Source organism: Paenibacillus sp. JT22N12 (genome assembly GCF_056269365.1).
In genome coordinates this window covers 1-18,403 of record NZ_JBWDNU010000027.1, presented here as the reverse complement: position 1 = coordinate 18,403, position 18,403 = coordinate 1, and the positions used below count along the sequence as shown (strand labels likewise).

The following is an 18,403-nucleotide window of genomic DNA, read 5'->3' as shown; positions in this document are numbered from 1 at the left end:
ATGTCTATCTGCCGCTAAACTCCCCGTTACTTCAATAATCCAAAGAGGATCTGCCCCGCGGCAAGCTCCTCACTAACGTACCCGTTAGTTGAATCATTATCAGCAAGTGATAACACCACTAATTTCTCAATTGCAACAGCAACACCATCGTTATCATTTGAATCGGTTACGTGGGCTGCACAATTTTTTAGTTCAATTATCGCGTTCTCCATTGCGATCGGAAATCCGCACATTTGGAATAGTCCTAAATCGTTAAAGTCATCCCCGAATACCATTACATTTTCTGGCTTCACCCCGATATCATTAAGCACCCATTGCACGGCATCTTCTTTTGATGCTGATTTTTGCATGATTTGAACCAATACCCCTCCATCGGTTGCGATTACGTTCACATGGTCGCCGAATTGCTCTATTATATCCCTCCATGTGATGTAACCTTGAACCAATATTTTGGTTGGGGAGAGTGAACTAATAAAATCGTTATCAATAACCTGGGGTTTCGGATCATTCGAACGGAGTCCGAATTGAGCACGCAACGATTCGGGAACTGGTTTACACGCATACCATGAATCATTAACCTCGTAAGAAATTAACGATTGAGGAGCATGTAACTCGATGAATTTGTTAATCTGTTGGCTAATCTCATTTGGGATACTAATGTGCCGCTGAATTTGCTTAGACTTGCATGTTACTAGAGCACCATTGTAATAAACCAAGTAGTCTACAAAAGGAAAATTCTTCACAAATTGATTAGCCGCTCTAGGCGGTCGCGCCGTGGCAACAATAATATGAATTCCAGAATCAAAACATCTTTTAACCGTCTGATAATTTCTAGGTGATATGGATTTGTCACTGCCGAGCAATGTTCCGTCCAGGTCTAATACAATTGCCTGTATGTCCGACATCCGCATCTCTCCTCACAAGTAATTTTTCCAATAATAACCTGATTGTTACACAAGCCGTACGAAAGCTCGAGAATCTTGGTTTTCAAGTCGCTCTTTCTAATTCGGAGGCTTCTTAACTTCCTAATGTTTCACTTTTGGGTTTGTGCTAAGAGTAATTTTCGGGGTAGCTTAATGAAGAATGGAGCAGCTGCCGCCGGCAAACTGCTCCAAAATGCGTTCAACTAACGTTTCCCGTTAGCGTAGCAAAACACTCTCTTTATTATTTCGAACAATCCAAAAAACTAAAGTGCTCTTTTCATCGACTTTATAACTTGCTTATTGCTTTTAAACTTTTGTACTTTGTTGTCAAACGGAAATAACATCTGATCAATTAACGGCTTTCGATTGGAATCAAAGTTATGGTTCCATTTTATCATCTCATACAAGTTCTCAATTGTTTGATTGTAATTCCCTGTCTCGTGTTTAAGTTTTTGTTTTATATATCTCTTTATCATATGTATATCTCGTATGTACACATTCGTTTCCAAGTAGATGATTATATCGGCTAGCTCAAAACTTCGCTGAACCCATTTATAATGGACACCCTCAATAATCCATTTTTCCTGATTCAGAATATCATTAAGAATTCCGTCACGAACTTCTGGAGGATTTCGTGTGTCGGATTCTTCTCCCCTACTCCAAACAACATTATCAAGTTGATAATGGGTAATGTTAAGTTGTGTCGACAATTTCTTGCCTAAATATGTTTTACCACTGCCTACTTCTCCGATAATATGTATTCTTTTGCAGTATTCCAATCCCAGCCTTCCTCCTTAAAATAGTCCTTTTTATCTGTGTCACATGGGGAGCATAGTTTGCAATTGCTAAATATACCAAACCAAAATAGTAATGTTCCGGATTATATGAAAGTTGGCCCAGCTATTAAAAATGATCTTCTTATGGCTTTCCAGCTCTGTCCCTTTATAATGACTAAATCACCTCCATTGTGATTATCCCAATATTACCACAATACGCTTCATTTTCCTTCTCATTAGTTACTTTGCATATCTTGATTCGGACCAAACGACAAACCAATGATCTTTTTGTTATCCATATCGTACAAGTGAAAACTTCCGCTTCCAGCCCATGGATTTGGATCGGTCTTATTATATTGGGTTGCTCTCAATGACTGAATAAAATGATTAATTTCTGTCTTGTTCTCTGTCTCATAGAGCAAGCCGTTTCCCCCGTGTCGATATTCAATCTTTACGACATCACCTGGTGCAATTTCATCAAATCTAAGCGAACCCCTTGGAAGTAAAAACGTGTACAGTAACACCATGCCAACCGCAAGAATCAAAATAACACTTGCTAATATAGGTTTTCGCATACGGTTCCCCCCTGTTTAATTAAACGATAAAATTGGGGGAGGTTGCATAAACCAGCCCGTCAGCGAACAAAGGCAGCCGATCGATCTCTTGGCCGGCTGCCTCATTTTTGTATAGCGCTAACGTACCCGTTAGTGTAGTGACTTTGAGGATGTGCGCGACATTTCAAAAAATACTACATGACGCGCCTTTCAATTAGGTTCCTTAAAAGGACGATACATCACATTACCTCTAAGGGTCGCTTCGTGTTACGGAGCAAACGTTTGCGGTATTCATCAGGTTAAATGATTGCCTTCGGTTTTGTGGGATAGCCAGGGTGATAGTCGACCATAACCAGTGCCTCGCCACTCCTTATCTGTGAATATTTACGGACCCGGCGTGCTCGGACAAGCAATGTTTACAAGTTCGATATACAGCCGATATGTTTTGGATATTATGCGCTTCTATACTGTGTTTATGGAGATCGAATCCAATGCTGAAGGGCGGATAACAAATGAAAAACAATGTAAAAAAATCAGTCGTATCGTTGATGGTGCTGGGTATGACGGTATCGGGCGCTGCGGGCGTATATGCAGGATCGAATATGCAGAAAATTACAGCATACCTGAACCATGAAGTTGGCATCACTGTAAACGGATCGGCATTTACGCCGATGGACGGCAACGGCAGCAAATTGACGCCGATCACGTATCGGGACACTACTTACTTGCCGGTCCGGTCGATTGCGGGTGCGCTCCATGTTCCGATCGCGTACGACGGCAAAAGCCATCAGATTCTCATTGGGTCGGCGCCAGTGGCGAACGATGAGCTGTCCAACTTGACGTACAGTGCCGCACAGGTCGATGCGATCAAGAAAGAATTCGCAAAATTTCAGTCTTTTGAAACGGCGTATGCACCGACGCAAATTGTCAAGGGCGACGTATACCTAAATGCGGCTGCAACCGATGACGGCGTCAACTTGGTGTTCAGCCATATGATCGTCAACGTCTCGCCGCGGGATTACTCGGACGGTTATGAGAGCAAGGCGGTTTCGCTGTCCAACGGCACCAAGGCCAAATGGTACACGCCAGGAGACACCGCGATGCTGAGCTTCAAGCTGGACGACCGGACCATCACCATCAGCTCGCCGGATCATGCGCTGAACAGCGCGCAGATCGAGAAGGTGGCGGCCAGTGTAGCCAAGATCCTGATTGGATCGGCTCCGGTGGCGAACGGTGAGCTGTCCGGCTTGACATACAGTGCCCCGCAGGTTGGTGCGATCAAGAAAGAATTCGCAAAATTTCAGTCTTTTGAAACGGCTTATGCACCGACGCAGATCGTCAAGGGCGACGCATACCTAAATGCGGCAGCCACCGATGACGGTGTCAACTTGGTGTTCAGCCATATGATCGTCAACGTCTCGCCGCGGGATTACTCGGACGGCTACGAGAGCAAGGCGGTTTCGCTGTCCAACGGCACCCAGGCCAAATGGTACACGCCAGACGGCACCGCGATGCTGAGCTTCAAGCTGGACGACCGGACCATCACGATCAGCTCGCCGGATCATTCGCTGAAGAGCGCGCAGATCGAGAAGGTGGCAGTCAGTGTAGCCAAATTGCAGTAAACGACCGATTCGCCTGCTCCACATTTATGAACGACTACTGAAGGCTACCCCGCCGGTAGATTATCACCGGCGGGGTAGCCTTCCATTTGTTGGATGAAACTATCGCGTGTGCGGCGCATGACTGCCTGTTACTTCAGCAAATAAAAAAGGAGCTGCCGCGGCAAACTCCTCACTATCGTTCCTCATTAGTTCAATTATCAACATACCAGTTGAACAGTTTCGTTATCGTAAAACCTCTCAATAGTCCAGTTTCTACCTACCGTTACCAGATAAACGATTGTCCGACTATTCCTTTTCTTGCGCAAATGTAGAACCATGCCACTCAACGATCCCCCATTTGCGGATTATTTCTCGAGCTATGTCAGATGGCAGCTTACTCTCAGTGTCTACAATCACATTCTCCAATTTCTTTTCGGCGAGTTCCTTAGTGAGTTGGGTTGAGCGCTGTAGATGCCAATTTAGTGAATCGATGGTCTTTTCCCTACCACGTATCCGAGCGTGGTTGACTTCAAGCGATGCAACAAGGCGTACGACGAATATATCCGCTCCTGGTACTGATAATCGCATTTGTTCCAGATGCTCTCTGCTTTCCATGACGCTTGGAATGATTAGACACTTGGCCCCAATAGAGCGATAGTTATTCCAGACAGCAGCAAGATTTTTAAACCCAAGCTCCATGTTGAAAGGATCTTCTCTTGGCGCAGGAAATGCATGCCTTACATAATCAAGGTCGACTACCGCATGCGGAAGAGTATAGTCATGCCCCAGAATTTCTGATATGGCATCTGCGGTACTCGACTTTCCAATGCCAACAGGTCCAATAATATTCAGTACGGGAACAACCTGTTCCTGCGTTTTCATAGAATCAACTCCAGTATTTTTGTATGCTGGTAACTATCCTTCCCATAATCAAAACGTGGAAGCCGATCAATTGCGATATCCTCGTCATAAAGGTTTGTTAAACTATCGTGATCCGTTAGATCAATAAATTAATTTATTTGGAAAAAGACGGAAAAACCGTTCTCTTTATGGTAAAATCTAAAGAAAAATTCTTTTAATAAGGGGTGACAAAGAAGTGGGTGTAATAAGTCTCTTTGGCATTGTAGTCATAGTGTTATTTGTATCTCTTGCATGTTTTTTGTTCGTCCTCATTTTTAAGAATATCAAGAAGAAATGAGTTGTTTCTGTGTTAGGGAAAATATCAATCCCTTGGTTAAGAACCTCAAATGGTTCAAGACTTTTATATGTCTTAACTAAGACAAAAACTCCTCATAGTCAAGTATTCTTGTAAATTCATTCCGTGGTTCGATCCCCTCCAAGTGATATCTTACTTAATCAATTATATACCGTTATTAAACTAATCTGCTTCATTATTTCAAACAAAAGCAGAAGCAGCTGCAGCGGTAACCTGCTCCTCGTTATTACACTATCGTACCCAGTTAGCATTCCTGTAGAGCGTAAAATTTTCACTTTGCAAAAAAACGAACCTCGGTGCGCTGGTAGTACGCAACCGGGCATGGCCCTCTTAATCCCATCATCCAAGAGGATGCTCTATTATGAAGTTCAAATCGCATGACAAACATTTTATTACTATCATGTTTAATATTAGGTAATAAAATTTAAACATGGTGAACAATTTGCGCAACAAAGGTAAGGTAATTTGTGTTTAAGAAAAGGAGGGATGGCAAGATAAATTGACGATATAACACTAAACTGTTTGATCAGAAAAGATTTATTTGAAAATGCTTATCAAATAAGTAAGGAGGCTGTAATAATGTTGAAAAAATCTGTATTCACAAGTTTACTTTTGGCGGTCATGGTCTTTTCTATTGGAAGTATGGTATCAGCGGCAGATTTGTCGATTAGTTTGAATGTGAATGGGGAGAAACTGACGGATCAAAAACCTGTCATTATTAATCAAACTACAATGGTACCTATTCGGACAGTTTCTCTCCTTCCCGATTTTAGCGTTGATTGGGATAATAAAGCAAAGACAGTCACCGTTATAAATAAGACTTCCAAAGAAGTCCTCAAGCTTACAGTTGGGAAAAAGGAGGGCATGCTAGGCACAAATAATGTGACAGTTAGTGTGTCTCCACGAAATATTAACGGCTCCGTCTATGTACCTTTGCGTTTTATTGGAGAATCACTGGATGCCTTTGTTACATGGGATACGGAAACGAAAACTGCCGTGATTTATAACGCATCCAGTGATCTTGACATCGAGAGCCAAGATATAGCAACTGCTCGACAAGCAGTTCTTGCTCTGCCAAAAATCAGTTTGCAGGAACACCTTGGTTCTACCCCTGACATCCGTACAACGCAGTATTATTTCCCATATGGCCAAACTCAAAAATTCTTTATCATAGAAGGGGACTATACTCGGTATTATGAGGTTAAAGATCATGCGGCATGGCAAATTTGGGAAGGGCATGTTACGACGAAGAAAGCAAATCAACTTGATGTGATTGCATATCTCGTTCCTGCCGTAAGCGAAGAATGGGGAAAGCGTCCTGTTTATAACGGGTCCTACGTTTATTTCTTGCATCAATGGGATGCTGGCGTCACAACTTATGGTACTTATGATGAAAATGGAGAAGGAGTTGAGCTTGGAAGCTTGGATGGAGCATTTGAAAAGTTGACGATTGTTGCTATTGAAGGGGAAAAACGCACTGATTAGAATAGCTTCTAAATAAAAAATACCTTCGTGTATCCGAGGTATTTTTTATTTACTTATTGTTGATAGTGGGGTTACTTAATAGAATCTTTATAAAATCCACTACCGAATGCAGGTGCAGTTGCGGCATAGTTGATTTGCGCCTGTAATAGCGTGGATCCAGGGATCCTCCTGTGCTATTTTCGATGGTACAATCGTGTCAGCGTTTTTGTATGTTTAGACATGTCAATATTAAACGACAAGAACTTGGAGGTATTAATGATCGGTTGCAATGCAGATGATTATATATCATATTGTTATGGATACATGCATTCTGTGAAACAATAGTCTTAAATAGAGGTGCGGCTATGCAAAAGATTATGATCGTGGAGGATGACCCGAAAATTGCGGAGCATTTGCAATCCTATATCCATAAATACGGCTTCCAGGCAGTCAAAGTGACCGAATTTCATGCCGTTATGGGCACCTTCCATGAACATTCGCCCGATCTGGTGTTGCTTGATATTAATCTGCCGAGTTATGACGGCTATTATTGGTGCAGGCAAATTCGCAAGGAGTCGATTTGCCCGGTTATTTTTATTTCGGCAAGAGTCGGAGAAATGGATCAGGTTATGGCATTGGAGAATGGCGGCGACGACTTTATTACGAAGCCTTTTTCTCCGGAAATTGTGATGGCGAAAATCCGCAGCCAGCTTCGCCGCGCTTATGGAGAATATGCGTCAAAAGCGGAGGAGAGAGTGCTCGAGCATGAGGGGCTGAAGTTTTTTCCGGAAAGGCTGGAAATGTGCTTTGATACAAAAACGGTGTCGTTATCGAAGAAGGAATCCGATATTATTGAAACCTTGATGGAACGCCATCCGCGCGTGGCTGGCCGTGAAGATCTTCTGGAGAAGCTATGGGACGACCAGGCATATGTGGATGAAAATACGTTGAATGTGAATATAACGAGGGTCAGAAAGAAGTTTCAGCAGCTCGGATTCATGGATGCGGTGGAAACCGTCCGCGGCACGGGTTACCGGTTGAATGTCACCTGGAACATCGAGGGAGAGGGATGAAGCTATTTTTAAGAGAGCACGCCTTGTTAATTGCGGTTCAGGCGGTGCAGTTTTTTTTCGTTCTGTCCATTTATTGGCTCGATGGCTACCGTTCCATTCTTCCGGCACTTTATGCGATTTTCCTCGGCTTCTTCTTTCTTGCCTGCTACCTCTCCTACCAATATATCAGCCGCCGCAGGTTTTACAAGCGTCTGAGCGAACCGCTGGATTCACTCGATGATTCCTTGCAAAGGACTAAACAAGCCCCCGTGTCGGCGGCGCTTGATCAGCTGTTGCGGGATCAATACAGGTTTTATAAGAATCAGATCAAAACGTTGGAGCATCAGCAGGAGCAGCATTTAAAGTTTATGGATCAATGGGTGCATCAGATGAAAACGCCTCTGTCCGTCATTGAGCTGACGGCGCAAAATCTGGATGAACCCGATTCGTCCAATATTCGGGAAGAGACGGACCGAATGAAAACGGGCTTGAACACGATTCTTTATATGGCAAGGCTTCGGTCAATCGAACAAGATTTTCATATCAAGCCAGTTCTGTTAGCTAAAATCGTACATGAGGTGAACAAAGAGAACCGCCGCTTTTACATCAGGAACAAAGTATATCCGAAGCTTGAAGAGGAAAAGCAAGGGATTACGGTGGAAACGGATGAAAAATGGCTGTTTTTCATTCTGTCCCAGCTGATCAATAACGCGGTCAAGTATTCGTCCGGAAAAAGCGACACCATCATCGTGTCCATCTATGAAAATGCTGGAGAAGCAGTACTGCAAGTGAGAGACGCTGGCGCCGGTATTCCGGAAACGGATAAAAGGCGGGTGTTCGACCCTTTTTATACAGGTGAAAACGGGCGTATCTTCCGGGAATCTACCGGAATGGGGCTTTATTTGACGAAAGAAGCGGTCCATTATCTTGGGCACCGGATCGAGTTGGATTCGGAGGTCGGCAAAGGGACGGAAATCCGGCTTATTTTCTCCCGTACTCAGAACCTTACACCCATGTAAGATAATTGAAAGAAGAATCGATAGTTAAAGCGTGATGGACAGCGGTATGCTAACCACAGATCAAATGATCGTAACGGAAAGGAGATCTTGTGCATGCTGAATGTAAAACAGGTGAGCAAAATATATGAGGGAAAAATCACCTACCACGCTCTAACGGATATCGATTTAACGATTCTGCAGGGGGAATTTGTCGGAATTATGGGTCCGTCCGGAAGCGGAAAAACGACACTGCTCAATATCATTGCAACGATTGACGAACCGACGACCGGCGAGGTCCATATTAATGGAAATAACCCCCACCGTCTAAAAAAAGATGAACTGGCTAAGTTTCGCCGCCGTGAGCTCGGCTTCGTATTTCAGGATTTTAATTTGCTCCATACCTTGACGGTAGAAGAAAACATCGTCCTGCCGTTAACATTGGATGGCAGCAACGTGACGGAAATGAAACAAAAAGCGCATGCGATCGCTGACAAGCTCGGAATTACGGAAATCATGAAAAAACGCACATATGAAATTTCCGGCGGACAAGCACAAAGAACGGCTCTTGCCAGAGCGATGATTCATTCTCCGAAGCTGCTGCTTGCCGATGAACCGACCGGAAATCTGGATTCCAAATCCTCCAAGGACGTCATGGAAATGCTTGAATCCATCAATCGGAATGAGCGGACGACCATGATGCTTGTAACACATGATCCGCTGGCGGCAAGCTATTGTAACCGGGTCGTGTTTATTCGCGATGGAAAGCTGTATTCGGAAATTCACAGAGGCGATAATCGTCAGGCCTTCTTCCAAAAGATCATCGACACACTTTCTTTAATGGGAGGGCACGCAAATGACCTTTCGTCAATTCGCGTTTAATAACGTCGCCCGCAACAAAAGGCTGTATGCAGCCTATTTCCTAAGCAGCATGTTTACGGTCATGGTTTTTTTTACGTTTGCCATATTTGCGTTTCATCCTGCGTTGAGCGGAGATGAGATGAATCGCAGTGTTACTCAAGGCATGAACATTGCTGCTGGGATTATTTATGTTTTCTCCTTCTTCTTTATCCTTTATTCGATGAGCTCCTTTTTACAGTCGCGAAAGAAAGAATTCGGACTATTGATGATCCATGGGATGTCGATGAAGCAAATCCGGTCGATGGTGTTTCTGGAAAACATGATCATCGGTTTTTTTGCCACACTGGGCGGCATTGTGCTTGGGTTGGTATTTGCCAAAGCAATTTTGCTGTTGGCCGAGAATGCGCTGATCATCGATAATAAGTTGAATTTCTATATACCGGTCCTTGCGGTCATTTTAACCTTTGTTTCCTTTATCGTATTGTTTTTCTTTATTTCAGTATTTGTTTCCTACGTGCTGCGAAGCAGAAAGCTGATTGACTTGCTCAAAGGAGACAAGAAGTCCAAAGGGGAACCGAAAGCGAATCTGTTCTTAACCGTTGTAGGAGCCCTCTTGCTTGGCGGAGGTTATGCGATTGCATTAATTGTGAAGGGAACGATTGTAATTGCCGCGATGCTGCCTGTGATTGTAATGGTAATCATCGGCACATATCTGTTTTTTACGCAATTAAGCGTCTTTGTGATACGGCGGCTAAAGTACAGGGAGTCTTTCTCCTGGCGTAAAACAAATATGATTCTGTTCTCTGACCTCTCTTACCGGATGAAGGATAATGCCCGGACGTTCTTCCTTGTGGCCGTCATTTCAACGGTAGCGTTTAGCGCAATCGGGACATTGTTCGGATTTCAAACGTTTCTGACCGCAGGCCTCAATACATCTAACCCGAACACTTTCACTTATTATGCAGATGATAATGAAGAGCAGGATGTGGCATTGATTAACGAGACGCTGCAGGAAGAACATATAAAGGCAAACAAAGCGCATACCGTTCTTCGCTATTTCGAAGAAGGCAACGATAGAGCGCTTATTGCAAAGCAATCCGATTTCAACCGCTTTGCGGAGCTGATTGGTGAAGATACGGTCAACGTTAAGGACGGACAAGTGTTCATAGTGAAGTCTGAAGGAATAACCTTTGGAGGGAAAAATGAGCAGCAGAACAGAGCGATCGAACTCAAGTCAGGTGTCGTCCTGCAGCCGGAGAAAATCCTGTATTCACAAGCTTTGCCGTCATCGGATTATTATATCGTCTCGGACAAAGATTACGAAAAGCTCCCTGCCCCGGCTGACATAAGAAGCTTTCATGCTTGGCAAGCGGCGGAAGGAAAGCAGAATGTATTGGCGGCTGCGGAAAAACTGTATCGGCAATTGCCGGATCAGGTTACTTCCGGCGAGTATGAAATTTACGAATTAAATAAACAATATGGACCGATTATGTTTGTCGGACTGTTTATTGGAGTCGTCTTTTTCGTCTCGGCCGGAAGCTTCCTTTATTTCCGTCTGTACATGGATGCGGACGGGGATAAACAGAAATTCATGACAATTGCGAGAATGGGCTTAAGTGAAAGAGAACTGAAAAAGGTGCTCAACCGGCAAACGGCGATCTTGTTTTTCGCTCCGATAATCGTCGCGCTCATTCACGGGGCAGTGGCATTGACGGCGCTATCCCACCTTTTCTTCTATGATCTGGCCAAGGAATCCGCGATTGTGCTTTGTGTTTTCCTGGTTATACAAATCATTTATTTTTTCATTGTACGATTTTTCTACACGAAGCAGATTAAAGCTGCAATCCACATGTAGACTTACTTTGAAGGGTTCCGGGGCAATAATGTTTGCTCCGGGACCCTTTTATAATTTTCAAGAATACCTTGCAAAGTCTTTTTATTGATTTATTTCCTGGAGTTGACCGGCACGTTATCATAATCCCCAAACCTCGTTTCGTCAAGAGATAATGTGCAAATAAGCGACATAGCGGGGCACCTCCCCCTTATGCTTCGAAATAGGAATAAATATCCGAATATGAAGAGCAGTATCGCTTTTTTCAAATCATCCGATTTCACGTAAAATTTTCTTCAGGTCGATGGGGAGATATGGGATATATACACAAAAGACAGAACAAATGAATGCAAGGTCGTTACTATAGAAAGAAGGAGAGGTTGCATGAACAGAGTGGACAAAATCAGATTTTCGCTCCTTTACGGTGAAGCGCCTGAGCCGCAATGTTACGGGTACTTGGAGTTGGATCAGGATGGCAATATGATTGCACTCTACAATAGGTATGGCGAGGAACTAGACATGTATGGTGGACATGAATTTGTCAGGGTACGGACACTTGGCAAATTCGATGACGAAGACCGCGATAATTTTTATTCCTTGTTAGAAAGTGATGGTGTAGGATAATCTGCACGACAGGCTGGCGATTTATCGACCTCTTTTTCGGAGCTAATGGTTCATTACTATTTTACGGGTTACAGGCTGTACTGTTTAAGTCCGGATTTACAAGGACCTCGTTATAATTGTCAATTTTGTACTCAATAATCCTTTGTGTCTCCAGTAATCGGTCAATCTCCTTCTGAATTCTTTCCTTGTGTTCGATTAGAATGGTAACTCTCTGAGGGAGTGAGGCTTCACCCCTTTCGTAAAGCTTACGGAAATGCTTCATTTCTTCCAGTGTCATTCCGGTTGCTCTGAGTCTCGTTAAAAAGACCATGCCCTCCAATTGATGTTTACTATACGTTCTGTGACCGCTTGCTTTGCGGTCGGCATACGGGAGCAAGCCAATTTTCTCGTAATAGCGGATCGTATCTTCCGACAGACCCGTGAATTCAGCCGCCTGTTTAATTGAGCTTACGGTTTCAGGAATGTCGATCATTTTTCCCGCCTCCTGACGTATTACCACGGTATCACTCCGTTTTCATCAAAGAAACCGCCGGTCGGACCATCACCCGGAAGGGTGGCGAGCATCACGACAATAGAAGCTCCCTGTTCAACGCTACGATAACCCGTATGTCCATTCAAATCCGTAGCTGTGTACCCTGGATCAGCTGAATTTATCTTGATCGGCGTATCTTTTAATTCTTTGGCAAACAAGACAGTCAGTGCATTGACTGCCGTTTTCGAACTCATGTAGGCGAGCAAATTTACTCCGTATTTTTCGGCATCGGATTCCGGATCAATATTTATGGTCAAGGAAGCCAAGCCGCTTGAAAGGTTTACAATTCTGCCAGCAGGTGATTTTTTAATCAAAGGGAGCATTGCCTTAGTAACAGAAAACATGCCGAAAACATTTGTCTCATAAGTATTCCTAAGAACGGTCAATTCCAGTTGACTCGGAGGAAGACCTCTATCCAAGCTCACGCCAGCATTATTGATCAGAACATCAAGCACACCATACTGATCTTCAATACGCTTGGCAGCAGATTGAATGGTATCCAGGTCTGTAACATCAAGCGTTAATGCCTCAGCATCTATGTTCTCATTCTTCAGCGAAGCTGCGGCTTCCTGCCCTTTGGATTGATCTCTTGAACCGACCAAAATTGTGAATCCCAGCTTGCCCAATTGTCTGGCGCTCTCGAACCCGATACCTTTATTCCCACCCGTTATCAAAACAGTCTTCGAAATGTTCATGATTACGCCTCCTGGAGATAGAATTTACTTGCTGAAGCTCATGTTACAACTTGGAGTACACTCCAAGTCAAGAGCAAAATTCAAGGTAGGATGTCATCCTATTGGACGATCGGGGGCGAGTATCCAAGAAAGCTTGCCGTTGTGCGCTGCATGAATATTCGATTGCAGACGATCGAGGCTTGTGTCGCTCTCATAAACTGCACTCACACTTTCGCCTTCAGCCGCGCTGTCAGCTCCGTTGTATACTTCGTCAGCCGAATGCCTATCTCCGAGCGCATAACGTCGCGCGTCATTCCGAATCGTTCTTCGTAACCCCGGTAATAACACTTATGATAAATCACCATGTCTTCTTGTTCTTCCGTGACGACGCGAATATTCCGTTTCTTCAACTCGCTCCGTAATCGATAATAGTCTTCGGCTATCGTGGTTAAGACTTTATGGCCCGCGGCCAGGTAGAGTCGTTTCATCACGTTAGATGAGTTCTCGATATCGGATATGCTTTTCTGAATCATCTTCTCCATATGCGGCAATAGGATATAATCGCGGATCATGATGCGTTCTTCCATCGTCAAATTCTTTCCGGTGCCTGCTGCTTGTTTCCGGTCATATTGTTCAGCATGTTCAGTCAGCAGCATTTTGGACTTCCACCGTTCATTGCCGTCGAGTTTGCTCATTTAAAGTGACCTCCGATCTGTTCCGCTCTCTCGCGGGCGACTCCAGATTCAAGAAGCGAAGAAGCATGTATGATGGCGTCGCTCCCGAAACGGTTTTTGATTTCGTCGATCGCACGTTCCTTACGGTAAGCGCGAGAACGGTCCTCAAATAGGGTCAGTTGGATTACGCTGTCTACGGATAACTGCCCTAATGATATGCTGAGATGGCTAATGGGCATTCCACTCCAATGCTTTATAAACAGCGCATGCGCGGCAGCCGCGACCTCATGCGTTAACGATGTCGGCTGAGATAACGTCATTTGACGGCCGAATCCTGCCGACCTTTCCCCATCCGTCTCTCCAGCGCCTACCGATACGACGCGGCCCTGATACCCGTAACGGCGAGCCCGCCGACACACCTCGACAACTAACTCCAGCAGTACGACTTCGATATCCGTAAGCTTCGTATACAGACGCCATCTGAGCGTCTTGCCGTGACTTATATTCTTAATCTGCGACCTGATGTTCGATACAACCGGTGACGGATCGATTCCTCGTGCAGTCTGCCAGTAGTAACCAGCCTGAATATCGCTTTGGCGGCCCATTCGACGCCGCATTCGCGCCTTAAAATCGCCGAAGTCCAGCCGCGCTATGTCTCCGATTGTGTTTAGCCCCATCCGGACAAAATGCTGAGTCATCCGGTTCGCGACCATAAACATTTGATGGACCGGCAGCGGCCACAGTTCCGCTTCGATATTACCCTGGTTCAATTCGAAAATACCGTCTGGACGTTTCTTGGCGAAGTTGTCCGTCGCCATTTTAGCGAGAATTTTCGTTGGCCCGATCCCCACCCGCGACCATACGCCGGTCGATAAAAGTACGCGTTCCTGTATTTGGCGCGCAATCTCCAGCGGCGATCCGAAATATTTAATGGAGCCGGTTACGTCGAGAAATTGTTCATCGATCGAATACGGTTCGACCTGGTCCGTGAAGGAGGCGAAGATTTCGGAAATAAACAGTGATATCGTGACGTATGTTTGCATACGAGGGCGTACGACGACTAGATCCGGACACTTCCCCATAGCTTCACCAACACGTGAGGCTGTAGTAACCCCGCGTGCCTTTGCGATTGGACAGGCCGCAAGTATGATTCCTCCGCGACGGTCCGGATCCCCAACGGCTATTGGTTTATCGCGCAGATCCGGCCGCGCCGCTTTTTCGACCGAAGCGTAAAATGATTGACCGTCAACCAAAAATATTGTCCGTTCCATTTTAATCACCTCGACACGAACATTAGTTCCTATATATTATATGACGGGAACCCCAGTTCGTATACAGGGGAAATATTCCCTGTTGTGTGCTTAAGGCTCAAATTGTACTCTTTGTCCAAGGAAAAAATAGTTTCGGACTTACAGTGTTGATTTACGATTTTAATAAGCAATCACGAAATAAAGTTGTCAGCCATAAAATGAAAACTCCTGCCGCGTAAAAGCCGACAGGAGTACATTTCGTTGCATTAACCTTTAATATTGGTTGTATATCCGGTAGAGGAATACTGCCGCTTCCGCTCGTGTCGTTGGCGCCTGAGGGTTAAGCTTATTTCCGGAGCCGGAGATTAGACCTTCCTCCGACAGAGCAGCCAGACTCGCCTTCGCATAAGCTGAGATGTCCCCTTTGTCACTGAACGAAGCCAGAATGGCGGGATCTCCCGAGGCTTTCAGCTGCTTGACTTTCTCCAAAGCACGAGCGGTCAGCACCATCATATCCTGCCGCGAGATGTTTTCCAGCGGACGGAATTCATCATTGCCGGTACCCGCGGCCAAGCCTAGCTGCTTCGCAACGCCAAGCGCTTCGTAATAGTAGGCGTTTGGCTCCGCATCTGCGAAATTCCCTTCAAATTTCGCCGTCAATCCCAAGGTATTGACGAGCAAGACCAGATAATCGGCACGGGTAATGCGGGCTGCCGGAGAATAGCCCCCGCCATTGTACCGTTGATGATGCCATTGGAGGCCATGACCTCAATCGACTGTCTTGCCCATTCCACGCTGCTCAGATCGCTGAAGATCTTCTTCACATAAGCTACGGCATAATCGCTGAAGTGGGTCGCAGCAAAGGTCACAGTTCCGCTCTTTGCATCGTAACGGCCGCTTGGGACCGCGATAACGTTACCGCTGCCGTCGATGTACCAGATGACGAGATGCTCGGGATCCTTCAGCTCCTCTGCTGTCGGCGTATACGGGATAGAAATCCGAACAGCGCGGACGAGTTGTTCCATAACGTCTGCACGCCATTCAACGCCAGCGTGAGTTCCACCAGCGGTCGACCGCCTACGGCTGCTGCCGCTTCAGCAGACAAGCCTGTTTTATCGCCTGGGCCAATCGTTATGCCTGCGGTTTTCCCTTCGGTTCCCGTCATGCCTTTCAGCATATCGGCCGGTATGGCAATAGTACCCGCATCGGTAGCAAATATCAGCTCGCCCGCTCCGTTCGAGTTCGACAGAGATTCGACAGGCACTTCAAGCTTATAGAGTTTCACACCGGGAATAGCCGGAACGGCCACAACCGTCGCCCCATCATCGACGAAGATCCTTTCCGCCAACGCTCCGATGGCTATCGATGCGCGGCCTGCCGCTTCATCGATCTCAACCGCCAGCGTCGTTCCAACAGAGCCGGTAATGGTTACCCTGTATTCAGATGTCATAGGAATGCTTCCACCGCCACCATTGCCGCCGTTACCGTAATTATAGCTGGATCCAGATACTGTCAGCTTCACTGTATACGTGTTGGTGGAGTCTGCCAATCCGTCATTGGCCGAGAACACCAAGGTCATAGCACCTTCTGCACCTGGCGTGTATGTATAGGCCGGAATCGCCGATATAGCCGCAGAGCCGTTCACCGATACATTGTAGGTCAGCGGATTGCCATCCGCATCTTCAAAGATCTCAGAGAGATCGAGTACAAACGGTGTATTCACCGTCCCAGTTGATTCTGCCGTCGCTTCAACATCAGTCTTCCTAACGGGCACCGTATTCCCCTTCAGATTTACGGTGTAGGTTTCTGTGGAATCTACCATTGTGTCGTTGGCGGTGAAGACCAATGCTACCGTATTTGCTGTAGTTAGCGTGTACGTGTAAGTCTCGCTCGCAGCTATTGCCCGCGCACCATCTACCGCTACTTTGACTTTGCGGTTGATGTCAGGTGATAAAAAACTCTGGAACCAAAGCATCTGCTTCATCCATAATCCCATGTATTTTCCCCAACAACCTCTCTTATTACTTCCGTTGCAATGGGTTTGGGAGTTTACACATAGACTGCAAAAAAGAGTCGTAAGGCAAATAAAAAGCACCACTTGAGTGCTTTAAGCTGAGCTGATATTTCGGCACTTGGGAAATGCACTGCAACGTAGAATTCACCCTTAGATCCTTTCCTTAGACCATATTACTGCCACCGCGTGAGCAGATAAGTTCTACCTGATGCAGCTTGCTTCTTTACTGCTTGGGCACTTGGGGCTGCGCCAGGATTTAATTTGAGAATCATCGTAATAAATTTTTCGCGATTTATTAGTTGGATTCCGTTGGATTTTGCGCCTCAAATCCATGTAATATGACATTTTTCATTATTAGCTGCCACAGCTCGATAACTCGGATAAATACCCTCTAGATGTAAGCCCAGTATGAATGTTTATAACGACATTCGTATTTTACACTGCTCATCAGTTGTGCCCTTATTTAGATATAGAATTTATTCTACAGGACCGTATTCTCTGTTGTTTAATTCAGAACCAAGCTGTTCTTTTTTTCACACCCGCTTCTTATACACCCTCATCGCAAAGTAATAGGCTACGAGCAAAATCCCGACGCACCACGCAAGCGCGATCCATATCTCATTGCCCACAGGCTGACCTGACAGCAGTGCACGGATGGCTTCCACAATCGAGGTCACCGGCTGGTTATCGGCAAAGGCGCGGACGACCTTCGGCATCGACTCGGTCGGTACAAACGCCGAGCTGATAAACGGCAGGAAGATAAGCGGGTAGGAAAAGGCGCTTGCGCCTTCTACCGTTTTGGCGGTCAGTCCGGCAATCGCCGCGACCCAGGTCAAGGCCAGCGTAAACAATACGAGTATGCCGGCTACGGCAAGCCATGACCCTATCCCCGCCGGCGAACGAAAGCCCATAACGAGCGCTACGAGAATGATGACGACAACCGATAGGGCGTTGGATACCAGCGAGGTCAGCACATGCCCCCACAACACGGCGGAACGTGAAATTGGCATGGTGTGGAACCGCTCGATGATGCCCCGCTGCTTATCCAAAAACAGGCGGTAAGCCGTATAGGCTATCCCGCTTGCAATCGCAATCAGCAGGATGCCGGGCAACAGGTAGTTCACATAGTTATCCGTACCGGTTTGAATGGCGCCGCCAAACACATAGACGAACAGCAGCATCATCGCAATCGGCGTGATGCAGACCGTGACGATGGTGTCCATACTGCGGAAAATATGGCGCATGGAACGTCCGAGCATCACGCTAATATCGGTGAAGAAATGATTTTTTGCCGTCTCCATTTACATGGCCTCCTTCTTGCCGACGATAGAGAGGAAGATCTCCTCTAACGACGGCTGTTTT

19 protein-coding genes are annotated in these 18,403 nt (G+C 45.7%); 7 read left to right on the top strand and 12 right to left on the bottom strand.

The features are described 5' to 3' along the window. Positions 1-26: 26 nt before the first annotated feature. The 3 genes from AC0YOA_RS37340 to AC0YOA_RS37330 form a co-directional block, all read right to left on the bottom strand. The gene (locus AC0YOA_RS37340; RefSeq protein WP_475790831.1) at positions 27-905 is read right to left on the bottom strand and encodes a Cof-type HAD-IIB family hydrolase; all 879 of its coding nucleotides are present in this window, start codon (positions 903-905) and stop codon (positions 27-29) included. A gap of 281 nt (positions 906-1,186) precedes the next feature. Further along, entirely contained in the window at positions 1,187-1,702 is a 516-nt protein-coding gene (locus AC0YOA_RS37335; RefSeq protein WP_475790830.1) for a P-loop NTPase family protein, read from the bottom strand. Positions 1,703-1,935: 233 nt separating this feature from the next. Continuing rightward, entirely contained in the window at positions 1,936-2,274 is a 339-nt protein-coding gene (locus AC0YOA_RS37330; RefSeq protein WP_475790829.1) for a hypothetical protein, read from the bottom strand. A gap of 491 nt (positions 2,275-2,765) precedes the next feature. Between AC0YOA_RS37330 and AC0YOA_RS37325 the strand changes: the two genes are divergently transcribed. Continuing rightward, positions 2,766-3,875 carry a hypothetical protein gene (locus AC0YOA_RS37325; protein ID WP_475790828.1) on the top strand — a complete coding sequence of 370 codons (1,110 nt, stop codon included), beginning with the start codon at positions 2,766-2,768 and terminating at the stop codon, positions 3,873-3,875. A 285-nt stretch (positions 3,876-4,160) separates the two neighbouring features. Here the strand turns inward: AC0YOA_RS37325 and AC0YOA_RS37320 are convergent, their stop codons facing one another. After that, complete coding sequence (locus AC0YOA_RS37320) at positions 4,161-4,736, bottom strand: hypothetical protein (protein WP_475790827.1); 576 nt, start codon at positions 4,734-4,736, stop codon at positions 4,161-4,163. 913 nt (positions 4,737-5,649) lie between these two features. Between AC0YOA_RS37320 and AC0YOA_RS37315 the strand changes: the two genes are divergently transcribed. The 6 genes from AC0YOA_RS37315 (at position 5,650) to AC0YOA_RS37290 (ending at position 11,897) form a co-directional block, all read left to right on the top strand. Beyond that, entirely contained in the window at positions 5,650-6,555 is a 906-nt protein-coding gene (locus AC0YOA_RS37315) for a copper amine oxidase N-terminal domain-containing protein (RefSeq protein ID WP_475790826.1), read from the top strand. Positions 6,556-6,899: 344 nt separating this feature from the next. Further along, the gene (locus tag AC0YOA_RS37310; protein WP_475790825.1) at positions 6,900-7,607 is read left to right on the top strand and encodes a response regulator transcription factor; all 708 of its coding nucleotides are present in this window, start codon (positions 6,900-6,902) and stop codon (positions 7,605-7,607) included. Further along, positions 7,604-8,605 (top strand): sensor histidine kinase, encoded by a 1,002-nt coding sequence (locus AC0YOA_RS37305; protein WP_475790824.1) that lies wholly within the window; start codon positions 7,604-7,606, stop codon positions 8,603-8,605. Before AC0YOA_RS37310 ends, AC0YOA_RS37305 begins: the two co-directional genes overlap by 4 nt. A gap of 93 nt (positions 8,606-8,698) precedes the next feature. Next, on the top strand, positions 8,699-9,463 hold the full coding sequence (locus tag AC0YOA_RS37300; protein WP_475790823.1) for an ABC transporter ATP-binding protein: 765 nt from the start codon (positions 8,699-8,701) through the stop codon (positions 9,461-9,463). Further along, a complete protein-coding gene (locus AC0YOA_RS37295; RefSeq protein ID WP_475790822.1) occupies positions 9,438-11,297 on the top strand; it encodes an ABC transporter permease in 1,860 nt (619 codons plus the stop codon). The genes AC0YOA_RS37300 and AC0YOA_RS37295 overlap by 26 nt, the downstream gene beginning before the upstream one ends. 360 nt (positions 11,298-11,657) lie before the next feature. Continuing rightward, a complete protein-coding gene (locus AC0YOA_RS37290; RefSeq protein WP_475790821.1) occupies positions 11,658-11,897 on the top strand; it encodes a hypothetical protein in 240 nt (79 codons plus the stop codon). A 61-nt stretch (positions 11,898-11,958) separates the two neighbouring features. Here AC0YOA_RS37290 and AC0YOA_RS37285 read toward each other — a convergent pair whose 3' ends face one another. The 8 genes from AC0YOA_RS37285 to AC0YOA_RS37250 all read right to left on the bottom strand — a co-directional run bounded on the left by AC0YOA_RS37285 (position 11,959) and on the right by AC0YOA_RS37250 (position 18,342). After that, on the bottom strand, positions 11,959-12,369 hold the full coding sequence (locus tag AC0YOA_RS37285; protein ID WP_475790820.1) for a MerR family transcriptional regulator: 411 nt from the start codon (positions 12,367-12,369) through the stop codon (positions 11,959-11,961). Between the two features lie 20 nt (positions 12,370-12,389). Continuing rightward, a complete protein-coding gene (locus AC0YOA_RS37280; protein WP_475790819.1) occupies positions 12,390-13,124 on the bottom strand; it encodes an SDR family oxidoreductase in 735 nt (244 codons plus the stop codon). Between the two features lie 203 nt (positions 13,125-13,327). Next, positions 13,328-13,798: a YhjD family protein gene (locus AC0YOA_RS37275; RefSeq protein ID WP_475790818.1), complete on the bottom strand. Its 471-nt coding sequence runs from the start codon at positions 13,796-13,798 to the stop codon at positions 13,328-13,330. Further along, positions 13,795-15,048 (bottom strand): DNA polymerase IV, encoded by a 1,254-nt coding sequence (locus AC0YOA_RS37270; RefSeq protein WP_475790817.1) that lies wholly within the window; start codon positions 15,046-15,048, stop codon positions 13,795-13,797. The genes AC0YOA_RS37275 and AC0YOA_RS37270 overlap by 4 nt, the downstream gene beginning before the upstream one ends. Before the next feature lie 252 nt (positions 15,049-15,300). Then, a complete protein-coding gene (locus AC0YOA_RS37265; RefSeq protein ID WP_475790816.1) occupies positions 15,301-15,708 on the bottom strand; it encodes an S-layer homology domain-containing protein in 408 nt (135 codons plus the stop codon). Continuing rightward, entirely contained in the window at positions 15,684-16,052 is a 369-nt protein-coding gene (locus AC0YOA_RS37260) for a hypothetical protein (protein ID WP_475790815.1), read from the bottom strand. Before AC0YOA_RS37260 ends, AC0YOA_RS37265 begins: the two co-directional genes overlap by 25 nt. Next, on the bottom strand, positions 15,989-17,023 hold the full coding sequence (locus AC0YOA_RS37255) for a hypothetical protein (protein WP_475790814.1): 1,035 nt from the start codon (positions 17,021-17,023) through the stop codon (positions 15,989-15,991). Before AC0YOA_RS37255 ends, AC0YOA_RS37260 begins: the two co-directional genes overlap by 64 nt. Positions 17,024-17,574: 551 nt before the next feature. After that, positions 17,575-18,342, bottom strand: a complete 768-nt coding sequence (locus tag AC0YOA_RS37250; RefSeq protein ID WP_475790813.1) for an ABC transporter permease — start codon at positions 18,340-18,342, stop codon at positions 17,575-17,577. Positions 18,343-18,403 lie beyond the last annotated feature (61 nt).

Excerpts from the sequence above, each read along its gene's own strand:
- AC0YOA_RS37285 (WP_475790820.1), bottom strand. The coding sequence starts at position 12,369 with ATGATCGACATTCCTGAAACCGTAAGCTCAATTAAACAGGCGGCTGAA.
- AC0YOA_RS37340 (WP_475790831.1), bottom strand. The coding sequence starts at position 905 with ATGTCGGACATACAGGCAATTGTATTAGACCTGGACGGAACATTGCTC.
- AC0YOA_RS37305 (WP_475790824.1), top strand. The coding sequence starts at position 7,604 with ATGAAGCTATTTTTAAGAGAGCACGCCTTGTTAATTGCGGTTCAGGCG.
- AC0YOA_RS37330 (WP_475790829.1), bottom strand. The coding sequence starts at position 2,274 with ATGCGAAAACCTATATTAGCAAGTGTTATTTTGATTCTTGCGGTTGGC.
- AC0YOA_RS37250 (WP_475790813.1), bottom strand. The coding sequence starts at position 18,342 with ATGGAGACGGCAAAAAATCATTTCTTCACCGATATTAGCGTGATGCTC.
- AC0YOA_RS37280 (WP_475790819.1), bottom strand. The coding sequence starts at position 13,124 with ATGAACATTTCGAAGACTGTTTTGATAACGGGTGGGAATAAAGGTATC.
- AC0YOA_RS37270 (WP_475790817.1), bottom strand. The coding sequence starts at position 15,048 with ATGGAACGGACAATATTTTTGGTTGACGGTCAATCATTTTACGCTTCG.
- AC0YOA_RS37290 (WP_475790821.1), top strand. The coding sequence starts at position 11,658 with ATGAACAGAGTGGACAAAATCAGATTTTCGCTCCTTTACGGTGAAGCG.
- AC0YOA_RS37255 (WP_475790814.1), bottom strand. The coding sequence starts at position 17,023 with ATGGGATTATGGATGAAGCAGATGCTTTGGTTCCAGAGTTTTTTATCA.
- AC0YOA_RS37325 (WP_475790828.1), top strand. The coding sequence starts at position 2,766 with ATGAAAAACAATGTAAAAAAATCAGTCGTATCGTTGATGGTGCTGGGT.
- AC0YOA_RS37300 (WP_475790823.1), top strand. The coding sequence starts at position 8,699 with ATGCTGAATGTAAAACAGGTGAGCAAAATATATGAGGGAAAAATCACC.
- AC0YOA_RS37295 (WP_475790822.1), top strand. The coding sequence starts at position 9,438 with ATGACCTTTCGTCAATTCGCGTTTAATAACGTCGCCCGCAACAAAAGG.
- AC0YOA_RS37310 (WP_475790825.1), top strand. The coding sequence starts at position 6,900 with ATGCAAAAGATTATGATCGTGGAGGATGACCCGAAAATTGCGGAGCAT.
- AC0YOA_RS37260 (WP_475790815.1), bottom strand. The coding sequence starts at position 16,052 with ATGGAACAACTCGTCCGCGCTGTTCGGATTTCTATCCCGTATACGCCG.
- AC0YOA_RS37315 (WP_475790826.1), top strand. The coding sequence starts at position 5,650 with ATGTTGAAAAAATCTGTATTCACAAGTTTACTTTTGGCGGTCATGGTC.
- AC0YOA_RS37275 (WP_475790818.1), bottom strand. The coding sequence starts at position 13,798 with ATGAGCAAACTCGACGGCAATGAACGGTGGAAGTCCAAAATGCTGCTG.
- AC0YOA_RS37320 (WP_475790827.1), bottom strand. The coding sequence starts at position 4,736 with ATGAAAACGCAGGAACAGGTTGTTCCCGTACTGAATATTATTGGACCT.